Origin of the sequence: Mesorhizobium sp. B1-1-5, from assembly GCF_006443065.1 — a bacterium.
GTDB lineage: Bacteria > Pseudomonadota > Alphaproteobacteria > Rhizobiales > Rhizobiaceae > Mesorhizobium.
In genome coordinates, this window is the sequence record NZ_VFWS01000005.1 from 23,470 (window position 1) to 41,067 (window position 17,598).

At 63.9% G+C, this 17,598-nt stretch carries 18 protein-coding genes; 10 read left to right on the forward strand and 8 right to left on the reverse strand.

All coding sequences use genetic code 11. From position 1 onward, the window contains the following. The 7 genes from FJ980_RS03355 to FJ980_RS03385 all read left to right on the forward strand — a co-directional run bounded on the left by FJ980_RS03355 (nt 1) and on the right by FJ980_RS03385 (nt 5,358). Nucleotides 1-882 carry a cytochrome c oxidase subunit 3 gene (locus FJ980_RS03355; RefSeq protein ID WP_140541533.1) on the forward strand — a complete coding sequence of 294 codons (882 nt, stop codon included), beginning with the start codon at nt 1-3 and terminating at the stop codon, nt 880-882. Nucleotides 883-966: 84 nt separating this feature from the next. Next, entirely contained in the window at nt 967-1,353 is a 387-nt protein-coding gene (locus FJ980_RS03360) for a DUF983 domain-containing protein (RefSeq protein WP_140541534.1), read from the forward strand. Then, nucleotides 1,350-2,105, forward strand: coding sequence for an SURF1 family protein (locus FJ980_RS03365; RefSeq protein ID WP_181165022.1), 756 nt, complete (start codon nt 1,350-1,352; stop codon nt 2,103-2,105). Before FJ980_RS03360 ends, FJ980_RS03365 begins: the two co-directional genes overlap by 4 nt. 137 nt (nt 2,106-2,242) lie before the next feature. Then, a complete protein-coding gene (gene ispH / locus FJ980_RS03370) occupies nt 2,243-3,247 on the forward strand; it encodes a 4-hydroxy-3-methylbut-2-enyl diphosphate reductase (protein WP_140541535.1) in 1,005 nt (334 codons plus the stop codon). Between the two features lie 6 nt (nt 3,248-3,253). Continuing rightward, complete coding sequence (locus FJ980_RS03375) at nt 3,254-4,216, forward strand: homoserine kinase (RefSeq protein ID WP_140541536.1); 963 nt, start codon at nt 3,254-3,256, stop codon at nt 4,214-4,216. Further along, on the forward strand, nt 4,213-4,743 hold the full coding sequence (gene rnhA / locus FJ980_RS03380) for a ribonuclease HI (protein ID WP_140541537.1): 531 nt from the start codon (nt 4,213-4,215) through the stop codon (nt 4,741-4,743). Before FJ980_RS03375 ends, rnhA begins: the two co-directional genes overlap by 4 nt. A 39-nt stretch (nt 4,744-4,782) precedes the next feature. Further along, complete coding sequence (locus FJ980_RS03385) at nt 4,783-5,358, forward strand: histidine phosphatase family protein (protein WP_140541538.1); 576 nt, start codon at nt 4,783-4,785, stop codon at nt 5,356-5,358. 13 nt (nt 5,359-5,371) lie between these two features. Here the strand turns inward: FJ980_RS03385 and FJ980_RS03390 are convergent, their stop codons facing one another. The 3 genes from FJ980_RS03390 to FJ980_RS03400 all read right to left on the reverse strand — a co-directional run bounded on the left by FJ980_RS03390 (nt 5,372) and on the right by FJ980_RS03400 (nt 7,426). Beyond that, nucleotides 5,372-5,848, reverse strand: a complete 477-nt coding sequence (locus FJ980_RS03390) for a DUF2938 domain-containing protein (RefSeq protein ID WP_140541539.1) — start codon at nt 5,846-5,848, stop codon at nt 5,372-5,374. Nucleotides 5,849-5,997: 149 nt separating this feature from the next. Next, complete coding sequence (locus FJ980_RS03395) at nt 5,998-6,480, reverse strand: peroxiredoxin (RefSeq protein WP_140541540.1); 483 nt, start codon at nt 6,478-6,480, stop codon at nt 5,998-6,000. A 139-nt stretch (nt 6,481-6,619) separates the two neighbouring features. Beyond that, entirely contained in the window at nt 6,620-7,426 is an 807-nt protein-coding gene (locus tag FJ980_RS03400; protein ID WP_140541541.1) for a protein-disulfide reductase DsbD domain-containing protein, read from the reverse strand. A gap of 125 nt (nt 7,427-7,551) precedes the next feature. Between FJ980_RS03400 and FJ980_RS03405 the strand changes: the two genes are divergently transcribed. Next, nucleotides 7,552-8,160, forward strand: coding sequence for a YqgE/AlgH family protein (locus tag FJ980_RS03405; RefSeq protein ID WP_095767156.1), 609 nt, complete (start codon nt 7,552-7,554; stop codon nt 8,158-8,160). A 158-nt stretch (nt 8,161-8,318) separates the two neighbouring features. On the opposite strand, the gene FJ980_RS03410 is transcribed toward FJ980_RS03405, so the two are convergent. The 4 genes from FJ980_RS03410 to thrC are packed head-to-tail and all read right to left on the reverse strand — an operon-like array spanning nt 8,319 to nt 14,526. Continuing rightward, on the reverse strand, nt 8,319-11,207 hold the full coding sequence (locus tag FJ980_RS03410; protein ID WP_176476983.1) for an EAL domain-containing protein: 2,889 nt from the start codon (nt 11,205-11,207) through the stop codon (nt 8,319-8,321). 2 nt (nt 11,208-11,209) lie between these two features. Next, nucleotides 11,210-11,806 carry a GNAT family protein gene (locus FJ980_RS03415; protein WP_140541542.1) on the reverse strand — a complete coding sequence of 199 codons (597 nt, stop codon included), beginning with the start codon at nt 11,804-11,806 and terminating at the stop codon, nt 11,210-11,212. Between the two features lie 15 nt (nt 11,807-11,821). Further along, nucleotides 11,822-13,114, reverse strand: a complete 1,293-nt coding sequence (locus tag FJ980_RS03420; protein WP_140541543.1) for a pitrilysin family protein — start codon at nt 13,112-13,114, stop codon at nt 11,822-11,824. Nucleotides 13,115-13,128: 14 nt separating this feature from the next. Next, nucleotides 13,129-14,526, reverse strand: coding sequence for a threonine synthase (thrC, locus tag FJ980_RS03425; RefSeq protein WP_140541544.1), 1,398 nt, complete (start codon nt 14,524-14,526; stop codon nt 13,129-13,131). 128 nt (nt 14,527-14,654) lie between these two features. On the opposite strand from thrC, the gene FJ980_RS03430 reads away from it, so the two are divergent. Then, nucleotides 14,655-15,398, forward strand: coding sequence for a hypothetical protein (locus FJ980_RS03430; RefSeq protein ID WP_140541545.1), 744 nt, complete (start codon nt 14,655-14,657; stop codon nt 15,396-15,398). A 59-nt stretch (nt 15,399-15,457) separates the two neighbouring features. On the opposite strand, the gene FJ980_RS03435 is transcribed toward FJ980_RS03430, so the two are convergent. After that, nucleotides 15,458-17,020, reverse strand: a complete 1,563-nt coding sequence (locus FJ980_RS03435; RefSeq protein ID WP_140541546.1) for a winged helix-turn-helix domain-containing tetratricopeptide repeat protein — start codon at nt 17,018-17,020, stop codon at nt 15,458-15,460. A 109-nt stretch (nt 17,021-17,129) separates the two neighbouring features. On the opposite strand from FJ980_RS03435, the gene FJ980_RS03440 reads away from it, so the two are divergent. Continuing rightward, entirely contained in the window at nt 17,130-17,591 is a 462-nt protein-coding gene (locus FJ980_RS03440; RefSeq protein WP_140541547.1) for a cupin domain-containing protein, read from the forward strand. Nucleotides 17,592-17,598: the final 7 nt, after the last annotated feature.

Sequence of the window (17,598 nt, forward strand, 5' to 3'; positions counted from 1 at the left end):
ATGGCAGACGCGCACGCAAAACCACAACACGACTACCATCTCGTCAACCCCAGCCCGTGGCCTTTCCTGGGTTCGATCGGCGCGCTGGTCACCGCAATCGGCGGCGTCTGCCTGATGCAGTATCTGAAGGCCGGCAACTTCCCGGTCTTCGGCCACAACATCGCCAATCCGTGGCTGTTCTTCATCGGCATGATCATCGTGCTCTACACGATGTTCGCCTGGTGGTCCGACACCATCAAGGAAGCGCATGAGGGTCACCACACGCGCGTCGTGTCGCTGCATCTGCGCTACGGCATGATCATGTTCATCGCCTCGGAGGTGATGTTCTTCGTCGCCTGGTTCTGGGCCTTCTTCGACGCAAGTCTCTTCCCCGGCGAGGCGAACCAGTATGCCCGCACCGCCTTCACCGGCGGCGTGTGGCCGCCGAAGGGGCTTGAAGTCCTCGATCCCTTCCACCTGCCGCTCTACAACACCATCATCCTGCTTCTGTCGGGCACGACGGTGACCTGGGCGCACCACGCGCTTCTGCATGGCGACCGCAAGGGCCTGATCAACGGCCTGGTGCTGACCGTCGGCCTCGGCATGCTGTTCACCATGGTGCAGGCCTACGAGTACATGCACGCGCCGTTCGGCTTCAGGGATTCGATCTACGGCGCCACCTTCTTCATGGCGACCGGCTTCCACGGCTTCCATGTCATCATCGGCACCATCTTCCTGCTGGTCTGCCTGGTGCGCGCGATGCGCGGCGACTTCACGCCGAAGCAGCATTTCGGCTTCGAGGCGGCCGCCTGGTACTGGCACTTCGTCGACGTGGTCTGGCTGTTCCTGTTCAGCGCGATCTATGTCTGGGCCTCCAACGGCGCCATGATCGAAGGCCATTAAACCGGCGGGTTTGGGAATCCCAAGGGGCGGCCGCGGCGACGTGGCCGCCTTATTCTTTGGGGCGAAAAGGTCTAGGGTGAGAACATGAGCGAAGACAAGGCGATCTGGCCCCCCATCGATCCGATCTCGGCCGGCCTGCATGGCCGCTGTCCGCGCTGCGGCGAAGGCAAGCTGTTCTCGGGGTTCCTCACCGTCGGCAAGCGCTGCTATAATTGCGGGCTCGACTATTCCTTCGCCGATGCGGGCGATGGGCCGGCAGTGTTTGTCATCCTGATCATCGGCTTCGTCGTCGTCGGCCTGGCATTGTGGATGGAGGTGACGTTCAGTCCGCCGCTCTGGCTGCACTTTATGTTGTGGATACCGCTCGCCCTGGTGCTGTGCCTGACGGCGCTGCGCCTGATCAAGGGTGTGCTGATCACCTTGCAGTATTCGAAGAAGGCCTCCGAGGGCAGGCTGGATTCCAACGAATGAGCGGGACGACCGGTTTGGTTGCCGGCCCTTCGCGGCCGCGCACGGCGTTGCTGCTTGGCCTCGGCCTTGTCCTGTTCGCTGTCCTGATCGGGCTCGGCACCTGGCAGGTCCAGCGCCTGCACTGGAAGGAAGGCCTGCTCGCAACCATTGACAAGCGCACCCATTCCGCACCGCTGGCTCTGGCGGACGTCGAGAAGGAATTCGCCGCTTCCCACGATGTCGACTACACGCCCGTGACGGTGACAGGCACTTTCCTGCACCAGGGCGAGCGGCACTTCTTTTCCACCTGGCAAGGCGACAGCGGCTTCAACGTCTACACGCCCCTGCAGCTCGAGGACGGCCGCTTCGTGCTCGTCAACCGCGGCTTCGTTCCCTATGACCTCAAGGATCCCTCCAAGCGCCGGCAGGGCGAAATTGCCGGCAAGGTGACGGTGACCGGGCTCGCCCGCAATCCGCTGCCCGCGAAGCCGTCGATGATGCTTCCCGACAATGACGTCGCCAAGAACATCTTCTACTGGAAGGACCGCGACGTCATGGCGGCGACCGCCGGCCTGCCTGCCGGTTTCGTGCTGGTGCCGTTCTTCGTCGATGCCGACAAGACGCCGAATCCCGGCGGCCTGCCGGTCGGCGGCGTCACCATCATCGATCTGCCGAACAACCACCTGCAATATGCCGTCACCTGGTACGGGCTGGCCGCCGCCCTTGCAGCCGTGCTGATCCTGAGGTTGCGCCGCCCGGCGAAGGAGCAGTGAGCGCCGTCGCTCTTGACAGGGCAGGGGTGCGCACCTCATTTCGCCTAATCAAACAGATAGAGCATGATGTCGTCCGAAAACCGCTTCACACTTTTCGGCATCATGTTCTTGGTTCCGACTGAATCGGCCTTGCATTCATGACCCAGAAAAAGCCACCGCTGACGATCAGGCTCTGCCAGCCACGCGGCTTCTGCGCCGGCGTCGACCGTGCCATCCAGATCGTCGTGCTGGCGCTGAAGAAATACGGCGCGCCGGTCTATGTCCGCCACGAGATCGTGCACAACCGCTACGTCGTCGAAGGGCTGCAGAGCCTGGGCGCCGTCTTCATCGAGGAACTGTCCGAGATTCCGCCGGAGCATCGCCAGTCGCCCGTGGTCTTTTCCGCGCATGGCGTGCCGAAATCGGTGCCGGCGGACGCCCAAGCGCGCAATCTCTTCTACCTCGACGCCACGTGCCCGCTCGTCTCCAAGGTGCACAAGCAGGCGATGCGCCACCAGCGCCTTGGTCGCCATGTGCTTTTGATCGGCCATGCCGGCCACCCGGAGGTGATCGGCACGATGGGCCAATTGCCGGAAGGCGCGGTGACGCTGATCGAGACCGAGGCTGACGCCGCGCGCTTCGTGCCCGTCGACGCTTCGGCGCTGGGCTTCGTCACCCAGACGACCTTGTCGGTCGAGGACACCGCGGGCATCATTCGCGCGCTCCAGGAGCGGTTTCCCGAACTGCATGCGGCCGCGGCCGAATCGATCTGCTACGCCACTACCAACCGCCAGGAAGCGGTGAAGGAGACGGCGGCCGGCGCCGATCTTTTCCTTATCGTCGGCGCTCCCAATTCGTCCAATTCGCGTCGCCTTGTCGAAGTGGCGGAGCGCGCCGGCGCCACGATGTCGCTTCTCGTGCAGCGCGCGGCTGAAATTCCGTGGGATGAGATCGCCGGGATCAGGACGCTCGGCCTGTCGGCCGGCGCCTCGGCGCCGGAAATCATCGTCGACGAGATCATCGACGCGTTCCGGCAACGCTTCGATGTCACCATCGATCTGGCCGTCACGGCCACGGAAACGGAGGATTTTCCGGTGATGCGGGTTTTGCGCGATGTCGAACTGACGGCGGCCGACATGGCCTTCGTCAATGGAGCGGCGTGAAACCGGATGGCCGTCTACACCGACGTCAACGAAGGCGAGCTGACCGCATTCCTCAACGCCTATCCGGTGGGTGAGCTGCTTTCCTACAAGGGCATCGCCGAAGGCACCGAGAATTCCAACTTCCTGGTCCACGCCTCGACCGGCTCCTACATCCTGACGCTCTACGAGAAGCGGGTCGACAAGGCCGACCTGCCGTTCTTTCTCGGCCTGATGGGCCATCTCGCCAGGAAAGGCATTTCCTGCCCGCTGCCGGTCACCGCGCATGACGGCACCGTCATCGGCACGCTGGCCGGCCGGCCCGCCGTCATCATCACTTTCCTCGAAGGCCTGTCGCTCAGGCGGCCGACGGCCGCACATTGTGGCGAGGTCGGTAAAGCGCTCGCCGGCCTGCATCTTGCCGGCCGGGATTTTCAGATGCGAAGGCCGAATGCGCTGGCCATCGACGGCTGGCGCAAGCTCTGGGCGGCCTCGCGCGAGCGCGCCGATGAGGTCGAGCCCGGCTTGGCGGCTGAGGTCGATGCCGATTTCGCCGATTTCGACCGCAACTGGCCCACCGGCCTGCCGAAGGGCATCATCCACGCCGATCTGTTCCCGGACAACGTCTTCTTCCTCGGTGAGAAACTGTCGGGGCTGATCGACTTCTATTTCGCCTGCGACGACCTCTACGCCTATGATGTCGCCACCTGCCTCAACGCCTGGTGCTTCGAGAAGGATTTTTCCTTCAATCTGACCAAGGGGACGGCGCTGCTGGCCGGCTACCAGTCGGTGCGGCCGCTTCAGGAAGACGAGAAGGCGGCGCTGCCGATGCTGGCGCGCGGCTCGGCGCTGCGCTTCATGCTGACCCGCCTCTATGACTGGCTGACCATTCCGGATGGCGGGCTGGTGATGAAGCGCGATCCGACCGAATATATCCGCCGCATGCGCTTCCACCGCGCCATCAAGTCGCCATCCGAATACGGGCTGACATGAACAAGCAGATCGAGATCTTCACCGACGGCGCCTGCTCGGGCAATCCCGGGCCGGGCGGCTGGGGCGCAGTGCTGCGCTACAACGGCGTCACCAAGGAGCTGTCCGGCGGCGAGGCCGAGACCACCAACAACCGCATGGAGTTGCTCGCCGCCATCACCGCGCTCAACGCGCTGAAGGAGCCTTGCGCGGTCGACCTCTACACCGACAGCAAATACGTCATGGACGGCATCTCCAAGTGGATCCACGGCTGGAAGAAGAACGGCTGGAAAACCGGCGACAGGAAGCCGGTCAAGAATGGCGAGCTCTGGCAGGCGCTCGACGAGGCCAATCGGCGCCACAAGGTCACCTGGCACTGGGTGAAGGGTCATGCCGGCCACCCGGAGAACGAGCGCGCCGACGAACTGGCCCGGCAAGGCATGGCGCCGTTCAAGAAGGGGCCGGTGAAGCCCGTCTTGGCGGCGCAGCCTGCAGCGCAGCCGAAGCGGCCAGCGCTAGCAAAGGCGCGACGCTCGACCCAGAGTTACTGATCGGCCATCCAGCCCGCATCTGATCGGAGAAAGTTTGCCTTGCCGATCGCCTATTACATTACCCATCCGCAGGTTCGGATCGACGCCAACATTCCGGTGCCGGAATGGGGGTTGTCTGACATCGGCCGGGCAAGGGCTGTTGCGATGCTCGATCAGCCCTGGGTTGGCTCGATAGGGCGCATCGTGTCGTCCGCTGAACGCAAGGCGGTCGAAACTGCGGAAATCCTGGCGAAGCACCTTCATCTTGAGGTCGAGGTGCGGGAGCGGATGCACGAGAACGACCGGTCGGCGACGGGCTTCCTGCCGCCGCCGGAATTCGAAGCGGTTGCCGACGAGTTCTTCGCCAGGCCGCACGACAGCATCCGCGGATGGGAAAGGGCGATAGACGCGCAGCAGCGCATCACGGACGAACTCGACGCCGTGCTTGACGCCGGCCTCACCGGCAATGTGGCTTTCATTGGCCACGGAGGCGTGGGGACACTTCTGCTGCTTTCGCTCGATGGCCGCCAGATCAGCCGTATCGCGGATCAGCCGGCGGGCGGCGGCAACTACTTCGCCTATGATATCGGCGCGCGCCGCGTCCTGCACGGCTGGCGCCCCATCGACGCCGCATAGCGGCATTTGATCGTTAGCGGATCAGCAGCGCCGTCGAGAACATGCCGAGCGCGAACACCGTGTGCGCTATGAGGTTGAGCGCGCGCACCTTCATCGGATTGGGAAGCTTGGACGCCGCCCAGCCGGCGCCCATGCCCGGCGCCAGGAGGAACCAGCCGGCCCCGACCGTGACAATGCCGAGAATGAAGGCCGGCAGGAATGTCGGCGCCGCCAGCCAGCCTGCGCCGGCGAGCACCACCAGGATCACGCCATAGAGAATGCCGACGAGGTAGTGGAATGCCCAGCCGAGCGCCTTTTCATGCGCATAGGGCGCGGCCTTGGCGATATCGTCGTGAAAGACCCTCTCCGGTAGATGCCGCACCCAGCGTCCGACCATGCCCCAGTTGGGCAATGGCAGGCCGAACGCCTTGTTGAGGACGATCGCCCAGATATCCATGAACACCGTGGCGCCGATGCCGATCGCCACTGCGCGCCAGACGGTCTCGAGCATCAGAGCATGATCCCGAAAAGTGGGAACCGGTTTTCGGACAAGATCATGCTCCAACAAAGAGCACGATCCTGAACCGAAGGTCAGCGAACGCAAAAAGTGGAAACTGGTTTTCGGACAAGATCATGCGGTCAACGAAACCTGATCCTGATCTAGAGCTGCTCGAGGATTTTCGCCGCGCCGCTCTCGTCGACGCCCGGCTTGGACTCGACATTGAGCGCCACGACCTTGCCGTCGTCGACGATCATTGAGAAGCGCTTCGAGCGCAGGCCCATGCCGGCCCCGGACAGATCGTTGTCGAGTCCCACCGACCTGGCGAAATCGCCGCTGCCGTCGGCGAGATAGAGGATCTTGCCTTCGCCGCCGGTGAACCGCGCCCAGGCGCCCATGACATGCACGTCGTTGACCGAAACGACGGCGATCGTGTCGACGCCGCGCGAGAGGATGGCGTCATGGTTTTCCAGATAGCCAGGCAGGTGGTTGTTGCTGCAGGTCGGCGTGAAGGCTCCGGGAACGCCGAACAGCACGACTTTCTTGCCGGCGAAGATCTCATCGCCGGTGATCGACTTTGCGCCGTCCGCGGTCATCGTCTTGAAGGTCGCTTCGGGCAGTTTTTCGCCAACCGCAATGGTCATGTTGTGCCTCGCTCGGGGGATGGGAAGGATCGATGCCTTCGATATCGGACTGCGCGGGCTCCGGCAACTCTTCAGAGCAATTCCAGGAAAAGCGTGCAGCGGTTTTCCGTCCGGAATTCCGGCTCGGAAAGACCCTGGCTCAAGGGAAAGGCAGCAGCCCGTCCACCGAACCCTCGGCGCTGGTCAGCGTGTAGTACAGCCCGCCATCGGTCGGCGCCGCCGACGGCCGGTCGAGGATCGGCACGGTGAAGACGAGCTTGCCATCCTTCTGACTGCGCACCGGCGCGCCGAACATGTAGTTGCGCTCGCCGGCGATGAAGAGATCGACGGATTGCGGATCGCCGGGCGACTGCGCCTGGACGACAAGGGTCTCATGGTCGCTGGACAGCACCCTGATGCCGAAATCGGACCGCGCCGGGGAGGGCAGCGTCGCAAGCGCGGTTTTCACCAGGGCCGCGTCGGTCGCGTTATCCGGATCGGACCCGGGATCGACGCTGAGCCGGGTCTGCACCGGAATGCAGATCGTCTCGCAGATGCCGAGGAAGATGTTGGCATCAATGGTCGCCGGCTGGTCGGGCGAAGACAGCGTGAACGTCACCGGCAGCGACACCGGACGATCGTAGCCGGCCCATTTGCCGTAGCCGTCGTCATGCCGCTGCGGCGGCGGGAACGACAATTGCGCGTCGGCGACATTGGTGCTGCCAGATATGTCGAGTTGCGGCGGCACGCCGGCGTCGCCTGGATCGCGCCAATAGGTTTTCCAGCCGGGCTTCAACGCGATGTCGAGCACGCCGTGGATCTTGCCGGCCTCGTCGGGCTTGCCGGTGGTCACCAGCCGAACCTTGCCGCCTTCACTGTTGTACCAGTTCGAGGAGGAGGCCTCGGCCGGCAGGCTTGTCGCCCACCCGAAAACGACGCCGAGAACCAGTAATTTCATGTATCGCATGCGGTGATTTGACCGTCCGTTCTTGGCCGCGCAATGACTTCATCGCTCTCCCGGTATCATATTTGCGTGACATCGGGGACTGGCACCATCTTTTCGGCGCTGCCGAAACGCGTTACGCTGAAGCCATGGACTTGCTGCGCCACAAGAAGTCGGCCGCCGGACGCGGTTTCCTCGACGATCAGTTCCTGATCGCCATGCCTGGCATGAAGGACGACCGTTTCGCGCGCTCCGTCATCTACATCTGCGCCCATAGCGACGAGGGCGCGATGGGCCTGATCATCAATCAGACGCAGCAGATGCTATTTCCGGACTTGCTTGTGCAACTCGGCATCATGAACGAGCAGGAAGCGATCCGCCTGCCGGCGCATACGCGCGATTTCGTCGTGCGCAACGGCGGCCCCGTCGACCGCAGCCGCGGCTTCGTGCTGCATTCGGGCGACTATCGCGTGGAATCCTCGCTCAACGTCTCCGACGATATCTGTCTGACGGCAACCGTTGATATCCTGCGCGCCATCTCGACCGGCCGCGGCCCGCGCCATGCCCTCATGGCGCTCGGCTATTCCGGCTGGGGCGCCGGCCAGCTCGAAACGGAGATCTCCGAAAATGGCTGGCTCACCTGTCCGGCGACGCCAGAGCTTCTCTTCGACACCGATATCGAGCGCAAATACGACCGTATCCTTGCCTCGATCGGCATCGACCTCGCCCATCTGAGCGCCGCCGCCGGGCACGCCTAGCCTACCGAGCAGACACAGAGGCCGTTTCGAAACTCGCTCATGCGAGTCATATGGTGGTGATTTCGAGAACCGGAGCGGAGCGTGCTTAACGCACGTGAGCACCGGAAGCGCAGAAAACGCCTCCAGATGGCCGCAGGAGCAGAGTTTCCAAACGGCCTCTAAGCCTGGGTCAGCGGATATTGTTCCCTCAGCGTCTTCAGCACCTGGTCGCCGGGCATCGGCGCGCCGAACATGAAGCTCTGTACATATTCGCAGCCCATCTGGCGCAGCTCCAGCGCGTCGCTTTCATCCGAAATGCCTTCCGCCACGACCGAAAGCCCCAGCTCATGCGCCATGTTGACCATGGATTTGAGCAGCACGGCACGTTTCGGCGTGGCGTCGTCGACGAAGCTCTTGTCGATCTTGATGGTGTCGAAGGGGAAGCGCGTCAGATAGGAGAGCGAGGAATAGCCGGTGCCGAAATCGTCGAGCGACAGTCCGATGCCGAGCTGCTTCAGCTTGGTCAGCACATGCGCGGTCTGCTCGGGATTGTCCATCACCAGGGATTCGGTCAGCTCGAGCCGGAAGCAGCGCGGTTTCAGATTGGCGCGCGCGATCACCGAGCGGACGTCGCTGACCAGGTCGCGGCGGATGAGCTGGCGGCTGGACAGGTTGACCGAGACCGAGAGCGGCGCGTCGCCGATCTGCTTCTGCCAGGTGGCGAGGTCCTCGGCCGCCTGCTGCATGGCGAACAGGCCGAGCTGCACGATCAGCCCGCAATTCTCGGCGACCGGGATGAAGTCGCCGGGCGGGATCATGCCGCGGCGCGGATGGTCCCATCGCAGCAGCGCCTCGAAGCCGGCGACGCTGCCATCCTCCAGCCGCACGATCGGCTGGTAGGCAAGCGTGAACTCGCGCCGCTCGATGGCGCGGCGAAGGTCGGATTCGAACTGCAGCCGGTCGGTGCCGACGGTGCGGAAGGCGGGACGGAAAGGCTCGATTCTATCGCCGCCGAAACGCTTGGCCTGGTGCATGGCAAGCTCGGCGTCCTTGACCATGTCCTCGGCCGAAGTCTGCGCCGTCGTCCAGGTGATCAGGCCGATGGATGCGGTGAGCACGATTTCTCGCTTGGCGAAGGTGATCGGATTGTTGATCGCGTGCTTGATGGCGTCCGCCATGGCAGCGATGCGGGCCGGGTCCTGTTCCGAAAGCAGCATCAGCGCGAACTGGTCGCCGGCAAAGCGCGACAGCGAATCCTTCGGCTTGAGCAGCCGGTGCAACCGGCGTGCGACAGTGAGCAGAATGGTGTCGCCGGCGGAGATGCCGAGGCCGTCATTGACCTGCTTGAAGCGATCGATATCGATGATGAACACCGTCGGGCGCACCTTCTCCTCGGTGCGGGCGATCGAGATGATCGCTTCCAGCCGGTTCATGAACAATTCGCGGTTCGGCAGGCCGGTCAAATTGTCATGCACGGCGTCGTGCAGCAGCCTTTCCTCGGATTTCTTTTGCTCGGTGACGTCGATCATGGTGCCGACGCAGCGGATCACCTCGCCGTCGGAGCCGATCACCGGGCGGGCGCGCAGCGAGAACCAGTGGTAATGGCCGTCGGCGCCGCGCAGGCGGAAGTTCTGCGCCACCTTGCCGCGCCTATGCTCCAGCACCACGTCGAGCGTGGTGCGGAACGTGTCGCGGTCGTCGGCATGCAGCACCGGCAGCCAGTTGCGCGCCGCGCCCCCAAGGCTGTTGGGCGCAAGGCCGAGCTGCAGACTGATGTCCGGCTTGGTCACCACGCGGTCGCGCAGCACGTCCCAGTCCCAGACGATGTCGCCCGAGCCGGCGACGGCGAGCGCCTGCCGCTCGAGGTCGGAGAACAGGCCTTGGTGCAGCGCGCCACCGGCGAAGGCGTGCTGCATGACCGTGAAGCCGATCAAGAGGATGATCAGGATCAACCCGCCGCCCAGCGCCGGCTGGGCGATGTCGTTGTCCAGCATGCCGGTGATCGCCATCCACGACCCGCATAGCCATAGCAGCACCATCACCCAGCTCGGCACCAGCATGATCGCGCGGTCATAGCCGCGAATGCCGAGGAAGATGATGAGGCCGAGGCCGGTGAGCGCGGTGGCGGCGAACGAGATGCGGGCAACGCCGGCGGCGACCGCCGGATCGACGATGGCCACCCCCGCGATCAACAGCAGCCCGAGGATCCAGACCAGCGCGCCGTAGCTGAAATGACCATGCCATCGGTTGAGATTGAGATAGGCGAACAGGAACACCACGAAGGTTCCGGCCAGGGCCACCTCCGTGCCGGCCCGCCAGATCTGCTCGTTGCCGGGCGATATCTCGATGATCTTGTTGAGGAAGCCGAAGTCGACGCAGATATAGGCCAGCACCGCCCAGGCGAGCGCCGCGGTCGCCGGGAACATCGAGGTTCCCTTGACCACGAACAGGATCGTCAGGAACAGCGCAAGAAGCCCCGAAATGCCGATGACGATGCCGCGGAACAGCGTGTAGGAGTTGACCGAGTCCTTGTATGAATCCGGCTCCCAGAGATAGACCTGCGGCAGTTTCGGCGAGGCGAGCTCGGCGATGAAGGTCACCACCGTTCCGGGGTTCAGCGTCACCCGGAACACGTCGGCGTCCGGGCTTGTCTGGCGGTCGAGCGCGAAGCCCTCGCTGGGCGTGATGGCGGCGATGCGCGTGGAGCCGAGATCCGGCCAGAAGATGCCGGAATTCACCAGCCGGAAATGCGGCGCGACGATCAGCCGGTCGAGCTGCTGGTCGGTGGTGTTGGCGAGCGCGAAGACGGCCCAGTCGCCGCTCGAGCGAGCATCATTGGCTTCCACCTCGATGCGCCGCACGATGCCGTCGGGGCCGGGCGCCGTCGAGACCTGGAAATTCTCACCCTGGTTCCGGTAGATTTCCACAGCCCGCGACAGGTCCAGCGCCTTGTCGTCGCGCGCGATCTTGATCGGCTCGACGGCAAAAGCCGGCATGGCCGAAAAAAGCGTGACGACGACCGTCATGATGAGGGCGAACAGCGACGCTAATCGCGGAAAATTCGTCACAATCAGCCCTTCGTTCCATCGCCCGGCGGATCGTCCGCGATCCGGGCGTAGAGGTAGTGATCCTGCCAGATGCCATTGATCCTGAGATAGGATCGCAGAAGTCCTTCGCGCCGGAATCCGGCTTTTTCAAGCACACGGATCGACCGGGCATTTTCGGGAATACAGGCAGCTTCGATCCGGTGCAACCGCAGCGTATCGAAGGCGAAGCGCGACACCAGCTTGACCGCCTCGGTCATCATGCCGCGGCCGCCGAAGCGTTCGCCGATCCAGTAGCCGATATGGCCGCTCTGCGCGACGCCGTGGCGGATGTTGCCGAGCGTGATGCCACCGGCAAGCTTGCCGCTCGATTTTTCGAAGATGAAGAAGGCGATGGCCGTGCCTTGGGCATAATCCTCGCGGTAGCGGCTGATGCGCAGGCGCCAGGCATTGCGGTCGAGCTCGTCCGGCTGCCAGCGCGGCTCCCAGGGTTCGAGGAAGGCGCGGCTTTCACCGCGCACCGCCGACCATTCGCGGTAGTCGTTGGTCAAGGGCACGCGCAGCGTGACCTTGTCGCCCTTCAGTGCCGGCAGGTCGCGGCGAAAGAAAGGGAGCGCGAACACGGTTTTGGTCGAAGATCAGACGGCGAGCCGGCGGGCCGTCGTCTGCGGGCCCGCAAGCGATTCGAGGATCGCCTCGTAGGGCGCCAGCGTGCCCACGGGACCGACCGCGGTAAGCGTCGGCTTGGTCGAGAACAGCCGCGAGGAGAGGTCGGTCAGCCGCTCGATGGTCAGCGCCGAAAGCCGCTCCATCAATTCCTCTTTGGCAATCGGCCGCCCGAACAACAGCAGTTGCCGGGCAATCTGCGAGGCGCGGCTCGCTGGGCTTTCGGCCGACATGATCAGGCCGGCGCGATATTGCGCCCGCGCCCGGTCGAGCTCGTCCTGCTGGATGCTCTCGCCGGCCTTCTGCAATTCGCCGATGATCACCGGCACCAGCTTGGCGATGTCGCTCTGCCCGGTGGCGGCATGCACGCCGAAGATGCCGGTGTCGGAAAAACCCCAGTGGAAGGCATAGACCGAGTAGCAGAGGCCACGCTTCTCGCGCACCTCCTGGAACAGCCGCGACGACATGCCGCCGCCCAGGATCATCGACAGAACCTGCGAGGCGTAGAAATCGCGCACATGATAGGCGCGGCCTTCGAAGCCGAGCACGATCTGCGCATCCATCAGGTCGCGGTCCTCGCGGAAGTCGCCGCCGACATATTGCGCATACTGCGGGATATTGCCCGCCGCCTTGGCGCGGAAGCCGCCAAGCCGCTTCTCGACCTCGCGCACGAAATTGTCGTGCTTGACGTCGCCGGCGGCCACGACGACCATCCGCTCGGCGTCATATTGGCGCTCGATGAAGCTGTGCAGCTGTTTGGAAGTGAAGGATTTGACCGTCTCCGGCGTGCCGAGGATCGAGCGGCCGATGGTCTGATGACGGAAAGCCGTTTCGGTGAAGCGGTCGAAGACGATGTCGTCGGGCGTGTCGTGCGCGGCGCCGATCTCCTGCAGGATCACATGCTGCTCGCGCTCCAGCTCGTCGGGATCGAATTCGGATTCCTGCAGGATGTCGGCCAGGATATCGACCGCCAGCGGCACGTCGTCGGAAAGCACCCTGGCGTAGTAGGAGGTCGTCTCGACGCTGGTGGCAGCGTTGATCTCGCCGCCGACATTCTCGATTTCCGAGGCGATCTCGAAGGCGCTGCGGCGCTTGGTGCCCTTGAACGCCATGTGCTCGAGCAGATGGGCCATGCCATGCTCTTCGTCGCGCTCGTTGCGGGCGCCTGACTTCACCCAGACACCAAGGGCAACCGATTCGATGCTTGGAAGGGTTTCGGTGGCGACTGTCAGGCCGTTCGACAGACGGCTTACCTCAACACCCATATGGCAAGTACTCCTTAACGCGCCGCCCGCGAGTGGCGGTCCACGTAATCTTCCACCATTTTCAACTCGGATGGAAGTATCGTGTATTTTTCGTCGGCTGTCATCAAGCCGCCTAGCCATGCGGGCAGGGCAGGGGTGATGCCGCTCGCGGCCTCGACCGCCGCCGGGAATTTCGCCGGATGCGCGGTGCCGAGCACCACCATGGGCACCGCGCCGGAGTCATGGGCGGCGGCGACACGGACGGCTGCGGCCGTATGCGGATCGAGCAGGTAGTTGCTCGCCTCGAGCGTCGCGCGGATGGTGGCGGCGACCTCGTCGACGCTAGCGCGGCCGGCGTCGAACTCGGCGCGGATGCGCTTGAGCTCGCCTGCTTCGATGGTGAAGGCGCCTGACTGCTTCAGGCCGTTCATATAGCGCCGCACCGTCTCGGCATCGCGGCCCGCGGCCTCGAACAGCAGCCGCTCGAAATTAGACGACACCTGGATGTCCATCGACGGCGAGGTCGTGGCGAACACGCCCTTGGTGCGGTATTCGCCGCTCGCCAGCGTGCGCGCCAGGATGTCGTTGTCGTTGGTGGCGATAATCAGCCGCTCGATCGGCAGGCCCATGCGCTTGGCGGCGTAGCCGGCGAAAATATCGCCGAAATTGCCCGTCGGCACGGTGAAGGAGACCGGCCTGTCGGGCGCACCGAGCGACAGGGCCGACGAGAAATAATAGACGATCTGGGCCATGATGCGGGCCCAGTTGATCGAATTCACACCAGACAGCGACACCCTGTCGCGAAAGGCGTGGTCGTTGAACATGTCCTTCACCAGGCCCTGGCAGTCGTCGAAATTTCCCTCGACCGACAGCGCATGGACGTTTGCCGCGCTCGACGTCGTCATCTGGCGCTGCTGCACCGGCGAGACCTTGCCGTGCGGGAACAGGATGAAGATGTCGGTGCGGTCGCGGCCGGCGAACGCATCGATCGCAGCACCCCCGGTGTCGCCCGAGGTCGCGCCGACGATGGTGGCGCGTTTGCCGCGTTCCGAAAGCACATGATCCATCAGCCGCGCCAGCAACTGCATCGCCACGTCCTTGAAGGCCAGCGTCGGGCCGTGGAACAGCTCGAGGATGAAGGTGTTTTTCCCGGTCTGCACCAGCGGGCAGACGGCCTCATGCCGGAAAGTCGCATAGGCCTCGCGCACCAGCCGCTCGAAGACGGGCGCCGCGATCTCGCCGCCGAGGAACGGCGCCAGCACGCGGATGGCAAGATCCGGATAGGCAAGCCCGCGCATGGCGCGGATGTCGGCGGCCGAAAACTGCGGCCACTCGCGCGGCACGTAAAGCCCGCCGTCGCGCGCCAGGCCGGCCAGCACAGCGTCCGAAAATCCAAGCGCGGGCGCATCCCCGCGGGTACTCACATATTGCATCGTCAAAGGCCTATTGCTGCCGGTCGAGTCATCCACGGCAATTGGTTAATTTTCCGAGCCCGCTCAGTCGCATTTTTGCCGCGCGGTTGCTATACGTCACCGGCTTTGTGAGAGGGAAGTGCAGTTTCATGGGGTTTTATTCGGTCAACCGTCGTTTTGTCGCGGGTCTGGCGCTCACCGGCTTTATGCTTGCCGCCGCCGGCTGCCAATCGAGCGACAATGGTATTCTTAACTTTGGTTTAACCAAGAAGGATCCCGTCGCGCCGCCGCCGCCGCAGGATCCCAAGATCCTCGCCAGCCAGCTGCGCGCCTATTGCCCGAAGGTGACGCTGCGCGACGGCACCGCCTATTTCAACACCTATGCCAAGGGCACGACGGCGAAGCCCAAGAAAAAGAAGGTTGACGCCGCGGCCGACGCCGAGGCTCAGGCAGCCGCCGCGGCCGCACAGACCGGACCTAACGGCCAGCCGATCGATCCCGCTCACGATCCTTCGAAGATCATCTACCAGGCGTCGATCACCGACGTGACGCGCGATTGCACCCATGCCAACGGCCAGATGTCGATGAAGATAGCCGTCGCCGGCAAGGTCGTGCCGGGGCCGATGTTCGCGCCCGGCACCGTCACCATGCCGATCCGCATCGCGGTTCAGCATGGCGACGAGGTGCTTTATTCGCAGCTGCATCCGTACCAGGTGCAGATTACCGACCCATCGGCCGCTACCCAATTCGTCTTCGTCGACAACAATGTCGTGGTGCCGGAGCCGACCGCGCGCGACTACCAGGCCTATGCCGGCTATGACGAGAACACGCCGGTCGCCTCGGCCGACAAGCCGAAAGGCAAGAGGAAGAAACGCGCTCCGGCGACGAACTGAGCAACGGCAGGAAACAACAACGGCGTCTCGCTGGCCAACGAAACAGACGTGTTCGTCGTCTACTCAGGTAATCCGGCTGCCCGTAATGCGCTGCCAAGAGCCTGCGCGAGCGCGGGCGCGCAATTCACGCCTGCAAACTGGCGGCTGTAGCGAAAGCCAGGCTGAAGCTCGATCACGCGGGCGGCGGCCGCCCTCGCTTCGTCCAATCGGCCAAGCTTGGCCAGCGCGGCGGCCAATTGCACATAGGTGATGCTGTGCGCCGGATTGGCTTGGACGGACTTGTAGGCAGCACGGCAAGCCTCTTCGTAACGGCCGCGCAGCAAATGGCTCATCGCCTGCGCGTCAAATGCGGCCCAGGCCCATGAATCGAACGGGCTCAGCCGTATGCCCTGCTCGCTCCACTCTATCGCGCGCTCTGCCTCACCGCTCCATCCGAGCATGACGCTGCCGAGGATGTAGGTCAGCGCCGATGACGGGCTGATGGCAAGCGCAGCTTCCAATGCCGCGAATGCGCCGGCGCGATCATGCGCATCCATTCCGATGGAAAAGCCCGCCCATGTGAGGGCGAGCGCATCATCCTGCCCGTGGACGATGGCCGACCGCGCGTGGCGGATCGAAGACGCACGGTTGATCTCCTGCAGGCCGGCGCGAAGGAACAGGCAATGATGGCACATCGCGGCATTGCCATGCGCCAGTGCATAGGCCGGCTCGAGCGCGAGCGCACGCTCGAGAAGCACCAGCGCCCTGGTCACCTGATCCGGCATGCCTGAATCCACGTCAGGCTGGGCCTGCAGCACGAGATCGTAGGCGTCGAGACTGTCGGGGCGCTTGCGCTTGACTCGTTCGATTTCGGCTTTCCGCACGCTCGGCGCAATCGCTCCTACTGCTGCCAGTGCGATCTCGTCTTGGAGCGCAAAGATGTCTTCGGAGCTGCGATCGTAGCGCTCGGCCCAGACATGGGCGCCGGTCGAAGCATCGATCATTTGCGCGGCAACACGCACGCTGCCGCCGGCCTTGCGCACGCTGCCTTCGAGGACATAGCGAACGCCAAGCTCGCGGCCGACCTGCTTCACGTCGATGGCGCGACCCTTGTAGCTGAAGCTCGAGTTTCGCGCGATGACGAACAGCCATTTGATGCGCGCCAGGCCTGTGATGATGTCGTCCACCATCCCATCGGCAAAATACTCCTGCTGCGGGTCGCCGCTCAAATTCGAGAACGGCAGGACCGCGATCGAGGGTTTCTCAGGTAAGCTCGGCGCCGACGCGGCGCGGGTGGTGGCCGAGGTGTCGGGAAGATTGGTGGCGACGGCCGGTCCGACATAGCGGTAGCCGCGGCGTGGCAGCGTCTCGATCCAACTCGCGACATTCGCCGCGTCGGCCAGAGTCCGGCGCAAGGCTGCAATCTGAACCGTCAGATTGTTATCGGCAACCGCCGATCCGCCCCAGCCCGCGTCGATCAGCGCGTCCTTCGATACGGGTTGGCCCGCATTCTGGATCAGCAGCCGCAGCAGCGCCACGGCGCGCCGCCCAAGCATGGTCGGCTCGGCCCCGTAAAAGAGAATGCCCACCTCGGGATCGAGGCGGAACGGGCCGAACTGGTAGGCGTCGCCCCTGGCTGTCATTCGAGTCTTTTAGCAAATTTTTGGCAACGGATTCACGACTTTCCGGCGTGAGCAGCCGATGTTGCGCGAACGCTTGCCGCAAACAAGCGCCCTGTCAGAGGAGGATCATATGAGCGCTGATGCCGTCATCCGCATGCCCGACGAGAAGAAGGGCGTCATGTTGCGTGGCCATCCAATGGCTTTCCTCGTTACCGATGAAAATACCACGCATACGAGCATGTTCGACTGGACGATCCCGCCGGAATTCGCCACCGGGCGACACGTTCACCGGGTGCAGGAAGAGACCTTTTACCTGCTCGAGGGCGAGTGTGAATGGCATGTCGGCGACAGGACGATTCGGGCAACGCCCGGCACCTTTCTGTTCATCCCGCCGGGAATGCCGCACAACATCACGAATGTCAGCAAGAAGCCGGCGCGCGTGCTGATGACCGTCTCTCCGCCCGGTCACGAGCATTATTTCGAAGAGCTTGCCGAACTCACGGCGCAGGGCGCGCCGGATCCGAAAGCGCTCGCCGATTTGCGAAACCGCTACGACACCGACCAGCTGTCGACGCTGACGACGCGCTCGTAGCCGGATC

What these genes read in the sequence shown, in the direction of transcription:
- FJ980_RS03360 (WP_140541534.1), top strand. Translation starts at nt 967, where the DNA reads ATGAGCGAAGACAAGGCGATCTGGCCCCCCATCGATCCGATCTCGGCC.
- FJ980_RS03365 (WP_181165022.1), top strand. Translation starts at nt 1,350, where the DNA reads ATGAGCGGGACGACCGGTTTGGTTGCCGGCCCTTCGCGGCCGCGCACG.
- FJ980_RS03440 (WP_140541547.1), top strand. Translation starts at nt 17,130, where the DNA reads ATGAGCGCTGATGCCGTCATCCGCATGCCCGACGAGAAGAAGGGCGTC.
- FJ980_RS03405 (WP_095767156.1), top strand. Translation starts at nt 7,552, where the DNA reads ATGGACTTGCTGCGCCACAAGAAGTCGGCCGCCGGACGCGGTTTCCTC.
- FJ980_RS03390 (WP_140541539.1), bottom strand. Translation starts at nt 5,848, where the DNA reads ATGCTCGAGACCGTCTGGCGCGCAGTGGCGATCGGCATCGGCGCCACG.
- FJ980_RS03395 (WP_140541540.1), bottom strand. Translation starts at nt 6,480, where the DNA reads ATGACCATTGCGGTTGGCGAAAAACTGCCCGAAGCGACCTTCAAGACG.
- FJ980_RS03355 (WP_140541533.1), top strand. Translation starts at nt 1, where the DNA reads ATGGCAGACGCGCACGCAAAACCACAACACGACTACCATCTCGTCAAC.
- thrC (WP_140541544.1), bottom strand. Translation starts at nt 14,526, where the DNA reads ATGCAATATGTGAGTACCCGCGGGGATGCGCCCGCGCTTGGATTTTCG.
- FJ980_RS03435 (WP_140541546.1), bottom strand. Translation starts at nt 17,020, where the DNA reads ATGACAGCCAGGGGCGACGCCTACCAGTTCGGCCCGTTCCGCCTCGAT.
- rnhA (WP_140541537.1), top strand. Translation starts at nt 4,213, where the DNA reads ATGAACAAGCAGATCGAGATCTTCACCGACGGCGCCTGCTCGGGCAAT.
- FJ980_RS03375 (WP_140541536.1), top strand. Translation starts at nt 3,254, where the DNA reads ATGGCCGTCTACACCGACGTCAACGAAGGCGAGCTGACCGCATTCCTC.
- ispH (WP_140541535.1), top strand. Translation starts at nt 2,243, where the DNA reads ATGACCCAGAAAAAGCCACCGCTGACGATCAGGCTCTGCCAGCCACGC.
- FJ980_RS03430 (WP_140541545.1), top strand. Translation starts at nt 14,655, where the DNA reads ATGGGGTTTTATTCGGTCAACCGTCGTTTTGTCGCGGGTCTGGCGCTC.
- FJ980_RS03400 (WP_140541541.1), bottom strand. Translation starts at nt 7,426, where the DNA reads ATGCGATACATGAAATTACTGGTTCTCGGCGTCGTTTTCGGGTGGGCG.
- FJ980_RS03420 (WP_140541543.1), bottom strand. Translation starts at nt 13,114, where the DNA reads ATGGGTGTTGAGGTAAGCCGTCTGTCGAACGGCCTGACAGTCGCCACC.